This window comes from Halomonas salipaludis, from assembly GCF_002286975.1.
Classification (GTDB): Bacteria; Pseudomonadota; Gammaproteobacteria; order Pseudomonadales; family Halomonadaceae; genus Franzmannia; species Franzmannia salipaludis.
Map to the genome: position 1 here is coordinate 267,781 of NZ_NSKB01000007.1, position 14,123 is coordinate 281,903.

Genomic DNA, 14,123 nt, shown 5'->3' on the forward strand with positions numbered 1-14,123 from the left:
GATGTTGGGCCTCTGGCCGGGACTGTCCCGGGTAGACCAAAATCCAAGATACGCAAAGTGCTACCGAAATCAAAGCCGTCGCTCTGCGGCATGAAGGTGTCGCATGCGGTCCGCTGCTGAATGGGGGGCGCGGGGAGAATGAAATTCTCCTCCTCATTCGAAGGTTGTGAATCGATGAAAGACAACAAAATCAATAAATTAAAAATTTTCTTGCCGCTGCTGGGCTTCGCCTTGGTAGCATCCGATGCTCAGGCGAGCGAGATCACACTGAATTTCCATAGCGGTCTGGCGCAGTCTCGCCCCGAGGCGGAGCATATCGAGGAGTTTGCACGACTGGTAGAGGAAAAATCTGCAGGCGAACTGAAGATCGACGTCTATCATGCTGGTGCACTGGGGCTCAAGGAAGCGGATATCCTGCGTACTCTGCAGCGCGGTATGGTGGATATGGCATTGCTGTATGGTGAGTATTATACACGTGATGCTCCCGCTCTCTCGGCGGTGTATGCCCAAGGTGCGATCACCGAACCCGAGCAACACCTCGACATCCTGCCCGTCATCAAGGAGCTGTATGATGATGGTTTCGCGCAATGGGATATTCACACCGTAGGTGGTGTGGTAGCACCAGTATTCGACGTAGGATTGCACTGCAAGAGCCCCGTCAACACCTTGGAAGACCTGCAGGATAAGAAGGTGAGAGTTTGGTCTAGGCACCTGGTCGAAACCTTCGATGAGCTGGGTATTGCCGCCCAGGTGATTCCCCAGAACGACATGTACATGGCCCTACAGACCGGTGTCGTGGACTGCGCCTACTATCTCTCTACCGTCGCCAAGACGATTTCTCTACAGGAAGTCACCGAGTACGAGGCCTATCTACATCCATGGGCCGCGGCGCCCTGGATATTCGGCATCAGTGAGCGGGCTTTGGGACGACTCAATGAGAATCAGCGCCAAGCGCTGGAAGAGGCCGGCCAGGAAGTCTGGGATATCACTCGTGAGCTGGCCGTGAGTCCAGAGCGAGAGGCCGAGGCACGAGCAGAACGTGAAGAGCTGGGTATCACCGTACTCGAGCCATTCTCCGCTGAGGATGTCGAGACCTTTGTAACAGCAGCCTGGAACAACTGGCAGAGCCTGGCGGAGAACGCCGGAGAGGATGGCCTGCGCTACTACGAAACAGTGACCGAAGCACTCTCCGAGTGAGGTCTATCCATCGGGAGCCAGCAGCTGGCTCCCGAATTTTTTTCATTTCAGGGTGGACTAATCGATGCTGAAGACAATGAGCGCCATCGTCGAGCGATCGGCTCATGGCGCCTTTCTGCTGGGCGTACTCAGCGGCATTACGATGACCGGGCTGATCTTCGTCAGTACGCTGATGCGCTATATCGGCGGCCGGCCAGTACGCTTTTCTGACGAATTGGCCGGCTTGTTGTTCCTTTCCATGACCTTCCTTTGCCTGCCCTATGTGCTGGATAGGGGGCGCCATATCCGTATAGAGATCGTGCGAAGAATGGTGCCTGAGCCGGCGGCCAGCATCCTGGATGCGATCGGCACGCTTACCTTGGTGACCTTCTGTGTGGTGTTTGCCTATGAGGCATCGAGTTTCATGGAATTTTCCCACTCCATTCGATCCCGAACGGATATCAGTGGCATCCTGCTATGGCCCTGGATGACGCTCATGCCTGTTTCCATGCTGCTGTGTGTACTGGTGCAACTTCGTCATGGTATACGCCAGCCACCTAGCGACAACGTTTCTCCTGGGGAGGTGGGGCCATGAGCTGGTTACTGCTTGGCGGCGGGCTTGCCGTACTGCTGACTAGCGGGGCAATCCTGGGTGCAGCGCTGGGCTTGGTTGGCATGGCGCTGCTGCATTTTCAAGCCAATGGTGCTACCCCTTTGGCGATCACCGCCTCTTGGAATATGCTGACGGACTTTACCTTGAGTGCTGTGCCGCTGTTTATTTTCCTTGGGGAAATTCTTCTGGCGAGTGGTATATCCAAGCGTGTCTATAATGGTCTTACACCACTCTTTGCGCGCGTACCAGGGCAGCTTTTGCATACCAATATTGCGGTATGTACGCTGTTCGGTGCCGTTAGCGGCTCCAGCACCTCGACTGCCGCCGCCATCGGCTCGGTAGGTTATCCCGAGCTGAGGTCGCGCGGCTATGACCCGGGCATGGTGGTCGGCAGCCTGGCGGCGGGCGGCACCCTGGGACTATTGATACCACCGAGCCTGGCGCTGATCATCTACGGGGCCACCCAGAACGTGTCCATCGGCACCTTGTTCATCGCGGGCATGCTGCCTGGACTGATGATTGCTTGCGCCTTTTCGATATGGATCATAGTGCGTACCAAGTTTGGCGGGCCGGTTGCGCCGGAGTCAGAGGGGCGAATGGACTGGTTAGCAGTGGCCCGCGGGCTTAAGGAAATCTGGCCGCTGCCAATATTGATCTTCTTTGTTTTAGGAACCATTTACTTAGGTATAGCGACACCTACAGAGTCCGCCGCTCTGGGGGTTGTTGCTAGTATTGTGCTAGGCATGACATGGGGAAATCTCAACCTACCTAAACTGTGGCAGGCATTTAAAAATGCCTCCCTCATGTTCGCTGCAATTGGCATGATCTTGCTCGGTACGGTGATTCTATCCCAGGCCGTCAGTCTGCTGGGTATCCCTCGGTCTGCGGTAGACGCTATCAGTGGTTTTGGCCTGGGCCCCTACGGCATTCTGCTGTTAATTGTCATCGTCTATATCGTGCTTGGTTGTTTCTTCGATGGTATTTCACTGCTGTTGATGACGCTGCCTATCACATTCCCCATGATTATTGGCCTTGGGTTTGATCCCATCTGGTTTGGCATCGTCGTTACCTTGTTGGTTGAGATAGGAATGATAACGCCTCCCATGGGGCTGAATCTTTTCGTCTTGACGTCCATTTCCAAAAACGAAGTCGACCTCACCACCGCCGCCAAGGCTTCCTTGCCCTATTGGCTGATACTGCTTGGGGCGGTGGGGCTATTCACACTGTTTCCTGAGCTAATCCTCTGGGTCACACGCTGGTAGCGCGCCAGATAGATTCATGCTGCTCATGTTGCCATGGGGTTTTTGCAGGGCAGGCCGCGTCTCTTTAGGCCTGCCTGTCGCAAATGCGACCTGGCATGACGCTGGCGAGTAGTTCGCCGCAGCGCACGGCTCTTACCATCGTCGGCAGTGATGATGTCGTTCACCACCTTGAAACTGCGCCCGGCGCAGCCATCCCGCAGGAGTCGTCCATGCAACGCTATTCCGGCTTCGGCCTGGTCAAGCACGCGCTGAGCCACCATGAGCACTGGGAGCGCCAGTGGCGCAACCCGACGCCCAAGAAGCAGTACGACGTGATCATCGTCGGCGGCGGCGGCCACGGCCTGGCCACCGCCTACTACCTGGCCAAGGAGCACGGCATCACCAATGTCGCCGTGGTCGAGAAGGGCTGGCTGGGCGGCGGCAACACCGCGCGCAACACCACCATCGTGCGCTCCAACTACCTGTGGGACGAGGCGGCGGCGCTCTACGAACACTCCATGAAGCTGTGGGAAGGGCTCTCCCAGGACATCAACTACAATGTGATGTTCTCCCAGCGCGGCGTGCTCAACCTCGGCCACACCCTGCAGGACATGCGTGACATCCAGCGCCGGGTCAACGCCAACCGCCTCAACGGCATCGACAGTGAAGTGCTCGACGCCGACGGCGTACAGCAGATCGTGCCGATCCTCGACTGCTCCAAGCGCGCGCGCTATCCGGTGATGGGCGCCTCCTGGCAGCCGCGGGCCGGGGTGGCGCGCCATGATGCGGTGGCCTGGGGCTACGCCCGCGCCGCCGATGCGCTGGGCGTCGACCTGCTGCAGAACACCGAGGTGACCGGCTTCAAGATCCGCGACGGCCAGGTCTACGGCGTGCACACCAACCGCGGCGATATCGAGGCCAAGACCATCGGCTGCGTCACCGCCGGCAACTCCGGGGTACTGGCCAAGATGGCCGGCTTCCGGCTGCCGCTGGAGTCGCATCCGCTGCAGGCGCTGGTCTCCGAGCCGCTCAAGCCGATCCTCGACACCGTGGTGATGTCCAACCACGTCCACGGCTATATCAGCCAGTCGGACAAGGGCGACCTGGTGATCGGTGCCGGCATCGACGGCTACAACGGCTACGGCCAGCGCGGCAGCTTCCCCACCGTGGAGCACACCCTGCAGGCCATCGTCGAGATGTTCCCGATCTTCTCGCGGGTGCGCATGAACCGCCAGTGGGGCGGCATCGTCGACACCTGCCCGGACGCCTGTCCGATCTTGTCGAAGACGCCGGTCAAGGGCCTGTTCTTCAACTGCGGCTGGGGCACCGGCGGTTTCAAGGCGACGCCTGGCTCGGGGCATGTGTTCGCCGCCAGCCTGGCCAAGGGCGAGATGCACCCCATCGCCGCGCCGTTCTCCATCGACCGCTTCCATACCGGAGCGCTGGTGGACGAACACGGCGCTGCTGGCGTGGCGCACTAATCGAGCCGGCATAGAGATGATTGCAGTTGCCTCTGAGCGAGGAACGCCGGGGACAGGCCGAAGAGGAGGTTTGCGCCATGGATGGCGCAAGGTAGCGCCCAGGGACGGGTTTACAGCGCCTCCTTGCAGGCCTGTCGACGGATCAGTTCCGAGCGCTGCAGCAAGTTGCGACAGCTCTGTGAGCCCTCGGAGATGGATGGACGGCGTGCTCGTGCATCCCTTCGCGAGGTGGCGGTCTCGAGCCAGAAGACAATGACAGATGCGGCGCAGTGTCGATGCGCGGCTTCAGGAGAACCACCATGTTTCAGATCTACTGCCCCTACTGCGAGGAGCTCCGTGAAGAAGAGGAGTTCCACCCCAAGGGCCAGGCGCATATCGTCCGTCCTGCCGACCCCGAGGCCTGCTCCGATGAAGAGTGGGGCGACTACCTGTTTTTCCGCGACAACCCGCGCGGCATCCACCACGAAATGTGGGTGCACGCCGTCGGCTGTCGCAAGTTCTTCAACGTCACCCGGCACACCGTGAGCTACGCGATCCTCGAGACCTACAAGATCGGCGAGCAGCCCAGCGTCACCGCTGAGCCTTCGGCCGGCGAAGCGGCCGCCTCCACTGCTGATGTCCGCCAAGGAGTCCGTGCATGAACCAGCAAGTACAGCGCCTCGCCCAGGGCGGGCGCATCGATCGCAGCCGGCCACTCGGTTTCACCTTCAACGGCCAGACCTACCAGGGCTACCACGGCGATACTCTGGCCTCGGCACTGCTCGCCAACGGCGTCGATATCGTCAATCGTAGCTTCAAGTACTCGCGGCCGCGGGGCATCGTCGCCGCCGGCGCTGAGGAGCCCAATGCCGTGGTCCAGTTGGGCGCCAGCGAGGCCGCCCAGGTGCCCAACGTGCGCGCCACCCAGCAGGCGCTCTACGACGGCCTGGTGGCGCGTAGCACCAACGGCTGGCCCAGCGTGCAGAAGGACCTGATGGGGCTAGTCGGCAAGGTCGGCGGCAAGTTCATGCCGCCGGGCTTCTACTACAAGACCTTCATGGCCCCGGCCTCGATGTGGATGACCTACGAAAAGTACATCCGCAAGAGCGCCGGGCTGGGGCGCAGCCCCGCCGAGGCCGACCCAGATATCTACGACCACCTCAACCGCCACTGCGAGGTGCTGGTGATCGGTGCCGGCCCGGCGGGCCTCGCTGCCGCCCTGGCCGCGGCGCGTAGCGGCGTGCGCGTGATCCTCGCCGACGAGCAGGAAGAGATGGGCGGCTCGCTGCTGGATAGCCGCGAGAGCCTGGACGGCAAGCCCGCCGCTGAGTGGGCGGCCGAGGTGCTGGATGAGCTGAGTGGGTTGGCCAATGTCACCCTGCTGCCGCGCACCACCGCCAACGGCTATCACGACCACAACTTCGTCACCCTCCACGAGCGGCGCACCGAGCACCTTGCCGACAGTGCGCCGCGTACCGCCCAGGGCGCACGCCAGAGCCGGGCACGCATGCATCGGGTGCGTGCCGGGCAGGTGATCCTGGCCACCGGCGCCCACGAGCGGCCGCTGGTGTATGCCGGCAACGACGTGCCGGGCAATCTGGTGGCCGGCGCCGTCTCGACCTATATCCGCCGCTACGGCGTGGTGCCGGGCAACAAGCTGGTGCTCTCCGTCAGCAACGACTACGCCTACCGTGCGGCCCTCGACTGGCACGACGCCGGTCGCGAGGTCGTGGCCATCGTCGACGCCCGCGAGGCGCCGGACGGTGACCTGGTCGGCGCGGCCCGCGAGCGCGGCATTCGGGTGATCACCGGCAGCGCGGTGATCGAGGCCAAGGGCGCGAACCGCGTCTCGGCGGCGCGGGTGGCCAAGATCGATATCGACGGCTTTCGCGTTGCCGGCCCGGCCGAGACCCTGGCCTGCGACTGCGTGGCCAGCTCCGGCGGCTACAGCCCGGTGATCCACCTCGCCTCCCACACCGGCGCGCGGCCGACCTGGAATGACGACATTCTCGGCTTCGTACCGACCCTGGTCGACGGCGTTCTGGCCAGTGGCGCGGCCCACGGCATCTATGCCCTGGGCGAAGTGCTGGCCGATGGCGTGGCGGTAGGCTCGCGGGCCGCCGCGGCGACCCGCGGCGAGGCCGCCGAGATAGCGCTGCCGGCTTGCCAGGCGATCAGCGAGTCGCCGGCCTGTGCGCTCTACCAGGTGCCCCATGAGAAGCCCACGTTGCGCGCGCCCAAGCAATTCGTCGATCTGCAGAACGACGTCACCGCCGCGGCCATCGAGCTCGCCACCCGCGAGGGCTTCGAGTCCATCGAGCACGTCAAGCGCTATACCGCCATGGGCTTCGGCACCGACCAGGGCAAGCTCGGCAATATCAACGGCATGGCCATTGCGGCGCGCTGCCTCGAGCGCACCATCCCCGAGGTGGGCACCACGGTGTTCCGGCCCAACTACACCCCGGTGACCTTCGGCGCCATCGTCGGTCGCCACTGCGGCGCGCTGTTCGACCCGGAGCGCTATACCGCGCTGCACCAGTGGCACGTGGAGAATGGCGCCGAGTTCGAGGACGTCGGCCAGTGGAAGCGCCCCTGGTACTATCCCCGCAAGCAGGGCGGCAAGCAGGAGAGCATGCACGAGGCGGTGGCCCGCGAGTGTCGTGCGGTGCGCGAAGGGGTGGGTATCCTCGACGCCTCGACGCTGGGCAAGATCGATATTCAGGGCCCGGATGCCCGGGAGTTCCTGGCGCGCATCTACACCAACAAGTGGGAGAAGCTGGCGGTCGGCAAGTGCCGCTACGGCCTGATGTGCAAGGACGATGGCATGGTCACCGACGACGGCGTGACCAGCTGCCTGGCCGACAATCACTTCGTGATGACCACCACCACCGGCGGCGCCGCGGCGATCCTCGAGTGGCTGGAGTTGTGGCACCAGACCGAGTGGCCGGAGCTCGACGTCACCTTTACCTCGGTGACCGACCACTGGGCGACCATGACCGTCACCGGGCCCAAGTCGCGGGCGCTGCTCGCCGAGCTCACCGACGATATCGACCTGGACCGCGACAGCTTCAAGTTCATGGACTGGCGCGAGGGCACGGTGGCCGGGGTGCCGGCGCGGGTCTTCCGCATCTCCTTTACCGGCGAGCTGACCTTCGAGATCAACGTTCAGGCCCACTACGCCATGCACGTCTGGAAGGCGCTGTTCGAGCACGGCAAGAAGTACGACCTGACGCCCTACGGCACCGAGACCATGCACGTGCTGCGCGCTGAGAAGGGCTTCATCATCGTCGGCCAGGACACCGACGGCTCGGTGACCCCGGAAGACCTCGGCATGCAGTGGTGCGTGGGCTACGACAAGCCGTTCTCGTGGATCGGCAAGCGCGCTCTGACGCGCAGCGACACCGCCCGCAGCGACCGCAAGCAGCTGGTCGGCCTACGGCCCAAGGATCCCAAGGTGGTGCTGGAGGAGGGGGCGCAGATCGTCTTCGATCCCAACCACGCCATCCCCATGCCGATGGTCGGCCATGTCACCTCGAGCTACTACAGCCCGACCCTCGACAGCGGCTTTGCGCTGGCGGTGGTCAAGGGTGGCCAGCAGCGCATGGGCGAAAGCGTCTACCTGCCAATGGCCGACGGCAGCGTCCATGAAGCCGAGATCACCAGCACGATCTTCATCGATCCCAAGGGAGAGCGTCAGCATGTCTGATTCAGCGCTGAGCCGAGTGAACCTGTTTGATTCCCGCGCCGACCACGCCAGCGTGGCAGTCGAGTCGCCGCTGGCCTATTCCCTGCAGCGCAGCGGCGCGCCGGCCCCCAGCGCCGCCAGCCGGGTCGTTCTGCGCGAGCAGGCCTTCCTTGGCCACCTGATCCTGCGCGGCGGCGCCATCGTGCTCGACGAAGCACTGCGCGAGGTGCTGGATACCGGCTTGCCGGGCCGCCCCAATACCCTGAGCTGGGACGCCAGCGGCGAGCGCTCGATCCAGTGGCTGTCGCCGGACGAGTGGTTGCTGATCGTCCCCGGCGGCGAAGCCTTCGCGGTGGAGCGGCGCCTGCGCGAGCGTCTCGCTGACGCTAGCTTCGCCATCGTCGACGTCAGCGGTGGCCAGACGCTGCTGACGCTGGAGGGCGAGGCGGTGCCCGAGCTGTTGATGAAGTCGGTGGTCTACGACGTCGACCCGAGCCACTTCGCGGTGGGCAAGGGGGTGAACACGGTGTTCGCCAAGGCCACCGCCATCGTGCGCCGTAGCGGCGAGACGCGCTGGGAGCTGGTGGTGCGTAGAAGCTTCGCCGACTACTGCTACCGCTGGCTGCTGGATGCCGGCGAGGAGTATGCCATCGGCGTCGAGCGGTAACAGCCAACGCGAAGGTCTTGATTGCCCAGGGTGATCGCCGCTGCCTCTTAAGCGAAGGACGCCGGGGGCAGGTCGAAGAGGAGCGCCGCAGCCTCGTAAGCGAGGGACGCCGGGGACAGGTCGAAGAGGAGGTTTGCGCCATGGATGGCGCAAGGTAGCGCCCAGGGAAGGGTTCACAGCGCCTCCTCGTAGGCCTGTCGACGGATCAGTCCCGAGCGGTGCTGCCTACCTGCAATAGCCTTGCTTGATGGTCAATATTAAGCGACAACCGGCATGCTCAAGCAAACCGTCTACGGAAGGGATGCCCATCAAGGAGCCCCAATGAATCACTCTTCAGATACCTGGATCCTCGCCGCCCAGTGCCCCAGCCGCCTGGGCACCGTGGACGTGGTCACCCGCTTTCTCAAGGAGCAGCGCTGCTATATCACCGAGCAGCAGTCCTTCGATGATCGCCTCAGCGAGCGCTTCTTCATTCGTACCGCCTTCTTCCCCGAGGCAGCAGGGTTCGACGCCGATGCCTTCCAGGCCGACTTCGCCGCCCGCGCCGCCGAGTTCGACATGACCTTCGAGCTGGCCTCGCCGGGCCAGCTCACGCCGGTGGTGATCATGGTCTCCAAGGCCGACCACTGCCTCAACGACCTGCTCTATCGCTACCGCACCGGCCAGTTGCCGATCGAGATTCGCGCGGTGGTCTCCAACCACCCGGACCTCGAGCCGCTGGCCGCCTGGCACGACCTGCCCTACTACCATCTCCCCATCACCCCGGAGACCAAGCCCGAGCAGGAGGCCCAGGTGTGGCAGGTGATCGAGGAGAGCGGCGCCGAGCTGGTCATCCTGGCGCGCTACATGCAGGTACTCTCCAGCGAGATGAGCGAGAAGCTGGCGGGCAAGGCGATCAATATCCACCACTCGCTGCTGCCCGGCTTCAAGGGCGCCAAGCCTTACCACCAGGCCCATGCCAAGGGCGTCAAGCTGGTCGGTGCCACCGCCCACTACATCAACGACGACCTCGACGAAGGGCCGATCATCACCCAGGGTGTGGAGCCGGTGACCCACGCCGACACCCCCGAGGACCTGGTCGCCAAGGGCCGCGACATCGAGTGCCTGACCCTGGCCCGGGCGGTGGCCTACCACCTCGAGCGCCGGGTGTTTCTTAACGACAAGCGCACGGTGGTGTTCGCGCGCTGAGGGTGCTTTCGGGGGAGCGGCGAGCGAGGCGCGCAGCGAAGGTTTATTGCTAAGCTAAACGATAATTCTTACAATTTAGCTTCGCTGGCGCTATTGCCGGCATCATCCGTCGCTCCGCTCCCATAACGAGACGCTCCCATGTCCCATAATCCCTACTGCCCTGCGCCAGCTCCCCTGAGCGTGGCGATTCGGCGTGCTGCCGCGCTGTCGCTATCTGGCTTGCTGGCCACTACGTCCCTGGGCCTCCAGGCCCAAGACGATATCGAGACCCAAGACACCATGGTGGTGACGGGCACCGCCTTGAAGGTGGCGACGCCGCTGGTCGAGACGCCGCGTCCGGTCTCCATCGTCGAGCGTGATGAGCTCGAAGAGCGCAACGTGCAGCAGCTCGACGAGACCTTCCGCTACCGCTCCGGCGTTTTGTCAGGCCATTACGGCTCGGATAACAACACCGACTGGTTCAAGGTCCGCGGCTTCGATCAGGCAACCTATCAGGATGGTCTGCGGATTTACCGCGAGGGATTTTATCAATGGTTGCCAGAGCCCTATGGGCTGGATCGTATCGAACTCTTCAAAGGGCCCTCGTCGATTCTCTACGGCGAGGCACCGTCCGGTGGCCTGATCAATGCCGTCAGCAAGCGGCCAACTGCCGAGCAGCGGGGCGAGATCAACATCCAGGCAGGCAACAGGAATCATCGTCAGGTGGGTATCGATACCTCGGGCCCGCTCACCGCAGCTGGCGATGTGCGCTATCGCTTCGTCGGTCTATACAAGGAGCGTGACGGCGACCTGAATGATACCGAGAACGAGCGCTACTACTTTGCGCCCAGTCTTGAGTGGGATATCTCCGACGACACCCGGTTGACCGTGCTTGCCAGCGTCCAGAAAGATGACGGAATTCCCGTCAATCCCTTCAAGCTGGCCTATGGCACGGTTCAGGATACGCCGTTTGGCAGGGTGGATCCTCAGACCAACTACGGAGCCCCCGGTTACGACAAGGACGAGCGTACCCAGGCGGCGGTTGGATACGAGTTCGAGCATGCCTTCAACGACACGTGGAGATTCGAGCAGAATTTCCGCTATAGCCATCTCGACCTGGATCTGCGCAGTACCTATATGATGATGGGAACCGGTGATGGCCAGACGGCATTTCGCGGTCATCTGCAGCGCGACGGCGAGATCGATAGCATCACCGTCGACAACCGCATGGTCGGCAAATGGTATAGCGACCGCACGGAAAACACGCTATTACTCGGGGTGGACTACCAGGACCTGACACTGGATGGCAGGGAATTCGACAACTACTTCTACGACAGTGTCGATATCTTCAATCCCCAGGGAGGCATTGCACCAGTACCCAGCGATCAGTTGACTCGTCGCAAGATCGACAAGGAGCAGCTGGGGCTCTATGCACAGAACCAGTTGCGTATCGACGACCGCTGGGTACTGCTTGGCGCCGTTCGCCACGACACTGCCGATGTACGCAACGAGTCCGAACTCGATAACAACACGGTGGATGAAACCCAGTCCGCGACCTCCTGGTCCGGTGGCGTCATGTACCTTGGCGATAACGGCCTGAATCCCTACATCAGCTATACGGAATCCTTCCGCCCGGCAGCGCAGACCAACCCCGATGGTGCCATCTTCGAGGAAATCGAAGGTGAACAGTGGGAGTTGGGCGTCAAGTACGCGCCGTTCAATTGGGACGGTTATGTGACAGCGGCGATCTTCGATATCAAGGAGTCGAACTCCTTTGCCACGGCTCCCGGTGGTTACCAGACGCAGGAGGGCGAGCGCACCTCACGTGGATTCGAACTCGAGGGGGTAGGTTATCTCACGGACGCACTCAGGCTGACCGCGGCCTATACCTACACCGATGCGCGTGATGCCGACGACAATCGGGCGGCACTGATCCCCCGGCATATGGCCTCTGCCTGGCTGAACTATGACTTCCAGGGAACGGCCCTGGATGGCTTGAATGTCGGGGTGGGGGTCCGCCACGCAGGTGAGACAGTGGATGGCGATATCACCGTAGCCGACTACACGGTGGGAGATGCCATGGCGAGTTACGACTTCAACCGCAACTGGACCGCCCAGCTCAACGTCAACAACATCACTGACGAAACGTATGTCGCCAGTTGCGATTTCTGGTGCTATTACGGTGAGTCGCGCAGCGTCATCGGCAGCTTGAGCTATCGCTGGTAGGCACGAAAAAGACAGGATCTTGGCCGTCCCTGGCCAAGCATCCTGTCAACAGTAAGCCACGTCCGAGTTCGCGAGACCTCGAACGCTGAGTCAGTCGATGATCTTGCGCGACTCGGCCAAATAAACCTCGCCGTGCTGTCTTACGCCTTCCACGTCCTGGGTTTCCGAGGCGATATGCACCTCCTCCAGCGTGTCGGCCAGGGCTGCCAAGTCGGCGTTGATCTTCTCCAGCGCGTTTTCCAGGGTATAGGTCAGTTCATGCACCTGGCCCATCTCCTGGGGGCTCAGCTCACCCTCCAGCAGCGCCTCTAGCTTGCGGTTGTATTCAGATAAGTTGGCGACGGCCTGCTCCAGGGTCTCTGCGGGCTTACCCGAGAAGTGCTCAACGCGTTCGTCGGCTAGCGCCAATCCAGGCATGGCCAGGGCCAGCCACACTGCCAGGCAGGGTAGGCCGCCAAGCGGAAGCCATGCTGTGCGTGTCTTGATCATGAGTGAACTCCCTTGCAGTTGCGTATGATTATCAAACGCGAATGAGAGGATATCACTCGCGCTGACACCCGGCAAGCCAGCCGCTAACAGGCGCTGCGTCGATCCTGTGCGTTTGGACAAGGATGCTAGAACGACAAGAGAAAGCTGGTAATGAAAATGATAAAAATTCGTATTAGTATGCTTGGCGTTGTGTGTCAACTGGCAGGAGGCCGGGTATGCGACAGTCCAAGCCGTTGAGTCAGGTCGAAGAGATCTTCGTAAAAGACAGAATAAGAATATTCAATTCGGTACTTAAAATATTGTCCAATCGCGAACTGGCAGAAGATGTCGTGCACGATGCCTATCTCAAGGTCAGGGAGGCAGGGGCGACCCTTGCCATCACGCAGCCATCGGCCTATGCCTTTCGGGTGGCACGCTGCCTGGCCATCGATCGCTATCGGCGTCGTGCGCTTGAAACCGGCCTCTTTGCCGGTGAGAGTGAGGAGGGGCAGGGCGTCTCCTACACGACACCGGAGAGAATAGAAATAGGCCGGGAGGAGTTGCGGCTGGTGTCGAAGGCCATGGAGGCTTTGCCAAGCAGGACACGCCGGGCCTTCGAACTTTATCGGATGGGCGGCTATACCCAGCGTGAGGTGGCTGAGCAGCTAGGGGTTTCGACCACGCTGGTCAACTTCATGATACGCGATGCATTAAGCCACTGCCGCAGTGCGCTACTCAACGATTGATACGCAGGTCGACTCACAGTTGCTTTTTGTTACTATTCGAGTGACTGGCTAGATCCATGAGGCTTGCGATACATCCCGCAGGGCAAGACGACAATGAACAACGAAAACGGCAATGATGCCGAGTGGCAGGCAGCCCTCGACTGGTTGATGCGCATGCACGATGGTGAACTCGACGATGCCGGGCATCGGGAGCTACATGCCTGGTTGGCGGCGTCGCCGACACACCGTGACGCCTTCCGCGAGGCCGAGCGCCTCTGGACGCTGACCGGGCTGCTACCCCCCAAAGACAAGTAACGTTCTCATCTCTCTTCTACGTTCTCTTCCCTCCTTTCGTCTATGAGCCAGCGCTTGGCTTAAATTCTTTCGCCCCTCGTTCGTCATGGTAAATGAGAAGCAATAGCATGCTTCGAAAAGACCCATGCACCGACGAGGTAAGCGTCATGACGAGTTGTTTCGATCGCGAAGACGGGGTGTTCCGCGTCCTGGTCAACCACGAAGAGCAGTACTCCCTGTGGCCCGAGTGGAAGGCGATTCCCGCCGGCTGGAAAGATACCGGCATACTCGGCGACAAGCAGACCTGCCTCGACTACGTGGAAAAGACCTGGACCGACATGCGGCCGCTCTCGCTGCGCAAGTGGATGGAGCAACAAGCCACGGCTGAAGCGGAGTAGGCA

The 14,123-nt window shown here is 61.8% G+C and carries 13 protein-coding genes; 12 read left to right on the top strand and 1 reads right to left on the bottom strand.

The features are described from left to right. The first annotated feature begins 174 nt into the window (after positions 1 to 174). The 9 genes from dctP to CK498_RS19230 all read left to right on the top strand — a co-directional run bounded on the left by dctP (position 175) and on the right by CK498_RS19230 (position 12,235). Positions 175 to 1,197, top strand: a complete 1,023-nt coding sequence (dctP, locus tag CK498_RS19190; RefSeq protein WP_095622463.1) for a TRAP transporter substrate-binding protein DctP — start codon at positions 175 to 177, stop codon at positions 1,195 to 1,197. Between the two features lie 64 nt (positions 1,198 to 1,261). Further along, positions 1,262 to 1,771 (top strand): TRAP transporter small permease, encoded by a 510-nt coding sequence (locus CK498_RS19195; protein WP_095622464.1) that lies wholly within the window; start codon positions 1,262 to 1,264, stop codon positions 1,769 to 1,771. Next, positions 1,768 to 3,051, top strand: coding sequence for a TRAP transporter large permease (locus tag CK498_RS19200; RefSeq protein WP_095622465.1), 1,284 nt, complete (start codon positions 1,768 to 1,770; stop codon positions 3,049 to 3,051). Before CK498_RS19195 ends, CK498_RS19200 begins: the two co-directional genes overlap by 4 nt. Before the next feature lie 209 nt (positions 3,052 to 3,260). Then, complete coding sequence (locus tag CK498_RS19205) at positions 3,261 to 4,511, top strand: sarcosine oxidase subunit beta family protein (protein WP_095622466.1); 1,251 nt, start codon at positions 3,261 to 3,263, stop codon at positions 4,509 to 4,511. Positions 4,512 to 4,810: 299 nt separating this feature from the next. Beyond that, a complete protein-coding gene (locus tag CK498_RS19210) occupies positions 4,811 to 5,152 on the top strand; it encodes a sarcosine oxidase subunit delta (protein ID WP_095622467.1) in 342 nt (113 codons plus the stop codon). Continuing rightward, positions 5,149 to 8,196 carry a sarcosine oxidase subunit alpha family protein gene (locus tag CK498_RS19215; protein WP_095622468.1) on the top strand — a complete coding sequence of 1,016 codons (3,048 nt, stop codon included), beginning with the start codon at positions 5,149 to 5,151 and terminating at the stop codon, positions 8,194 to 8,196. The genes CK498_RS19210 and CK498_RS19215 overlap by 4 nt, the downstream gene beginning before the upstream one ends. Continuing rightward, complete coding sequence (locus CK498_RS19220; RefSeq protein ID WP_095622469.1) at positions 8,189 to 8,842, top strand: sarcosine oxidase subunit gamma; 654 nt, start codon at positions 8,189 to 8,191, stop codon at positions 8,840 to 8,842. The genes CK498_RS19215 and CK498_RS19220 overlap by 8 nt, the downstream gene beginning before the upstream one ends. Positions 8,843 to 9,163: 321 nt before the next feature. Beyond that, positions 9,164 to 10,030, top strand: a complete 867-nt coding sequence (gene purU / locus CK498_RS19225) for a formyltetrahydrofolate deformylase (protein WP_095622470.1) — start codon at positions 9,164 to 9,166, stop codon at positions 10,028 to 10,030. Between the two features lie 138 nt (positions 10,031 to 10,168). Continuing rightward, positions 10,169 to 12,235: a TonB-dependent siderophore receptor gene (locus CK498_RS19230; protein WP_095622471.1), complete on the top strand. Its 2,067-nt coding sequence runs from the start codon at positions 10,169 to 10,171 to the stop codon at positions 12,233 to 12,235. Between the two features lie 90 nt (positions 12,236 to 12,325). On the opposite strand, the gene CK498_RS19235 is transcribed toward CK498_RS19230, so the two are convergent. After that, the gene (locus CK498_RS19235; RefSeq protein ID WP_229359146.1) at positions 12,326 to 12,724 is read right to left on the bottom strand and encodes a DUF6746 family protein; all 399 of its coding nucleotides are present in this window, start codon (positions 12,722 to 12,724) and stop codon (positions 12,326 to 12,328) included. A 215-nt stretch (positions 12,725 to 12,939) separates the two neighbouring features. On the opposite strand from CK498_RS19235, the gene CK498_RS19240 reads away from it, so the two are divergent. The 3 genes from CK498_RS19240 (at position 12,940) to CK498_RS19250 (ending at position 14,120) form a co-directional block, all read left to right on the top strand. After that, entirely contained in the window at positions 12,940 to 13,449 is a 510-nt protein-coding gene (locus CK498_RS19240) for a sigma-70 family RNA polymerase sigma factor (RefSeq protein ID WP_095622472.1), read from the top strand. A 93-nt stretch (positions 13,450 to 13,542) separates the two neighbouring features. After that, entirely contained in the window at positions 13,543 to 13,743 is a 201-nt protein-coding gene (locus CK498_RS19245) for a FecR/PupR family sigma factor regulator (protein WP_095622473.1), read from the top strand. 146 nt (positions 13,744 to 13,889) lie between these two features. Further along, the gene (locus CK498_RS19250) at positions 13,890 to 14,120 is read left to right on the top strand and encodes an MbtH family protein (RefSeq protein ID WP_095622541.1); all 231 of its coding nucleotides are present in this window, start codon (positions 13,890 to 13,892) and stop codon (positions 14,118 to 14,120) included. Positions 14,121 to 14,123 lie beyond the last annotated feature (3 nt).

Excerpts from the sequence above, each read along its gene's own strand:
- dctP (WP_095622463.1), top strand. The coding sequence starts at position 175 with ATGAAAGACAACAAAATCAATAAATTAAAAATTTTCTTGCCGCTGCTG.
- CK498_RS19195 (WP_095622464.1), top strand. The coding sequence starts at position 1,262 with ATGCTGAAGACAATGAGCGCCATCGTCGAGCGATCGGCTCATGGCGCC.
- CK498_RS19200 (WP_095622465.1), top strand. The coding sequence starts at position 1,768 with ATGAGCTGGTTACTGCTTGGCGGCGGGCTTGCCGTACTGCTGACTAGC.
- CK498_RS19205 (WP_095622466.1), top strand. The coding sequence starts at position 3,261 with ATGCAACGCTATTCCGGCTTCGGCCTGGTCAAGCACGCGCTGAGCCAC.
- CK498_RS19210 (WP_095622467.1), top strand. The coding sequence starts at position 4,811 with ATGTTTCAGATCTACTGCCCCTACTGCGAGGAGCTCCGTGAAGAAGAG.
- CK498_RS19215 (WP_095622468.1), top strand. The coding sequence starts at position 5,149 with ATGAACCAGCAAGTACAGCGCCTCGCCCAGGGCGGGCGCATCGATCGC.
- CK498_RS19220 (WP_095622469.1), top strand. The coding sequence starts at position 8,189 with ATGTCTGATTCAGCGCTGAGCCGAGTGAACCTGTTTGATTCCCGCGCC.
- purU (WP_095622470.1), top strand. The coding sequence starts at position 9,164 with ATGAATCACTCTTCAGATACCTGGATCCTCGCCGCCCAGTGCCCCAGC.
- CK498_RS19230 (WP_095622471.1), top strand. The coding sequence starts at position 10,169 with ATGTCCCATAATCCCTACTGCCCTGCGCCAGCTCCCCTGAGCGTGGCG.
- CK498_RS19235 (WP_229359146.1), bottom strand. The coding sequence starts at position 12,724 with ATGATCAAGACACGCACAGCATGGCTTCCGCTTGGCGGCCTACCCTGC.
- CK498_RS19240 (WP_095622472.1), top strand. The coding sequence starts at position 12,940 with ATGCGACAGTCCAAGCCGTTGAGTCAGGTCGAAGAGATCTTCGTAAAA.
- CK498_RS19245 (WP_095622473.1), top strand. The coding sequence starts at position 13,543 with ATGAACAACGAAAACGGCAATGATGCCGAGTGGCAGGCAGCCCTCGAC.
- CK498_RS19250 (WP_095622541.1), top strand. The coding sequence starts at position 13,890 with ATGACGAGTTGTTTCGATCGCGAAGACGGGGTGTTCCGCGTCCTGGTC.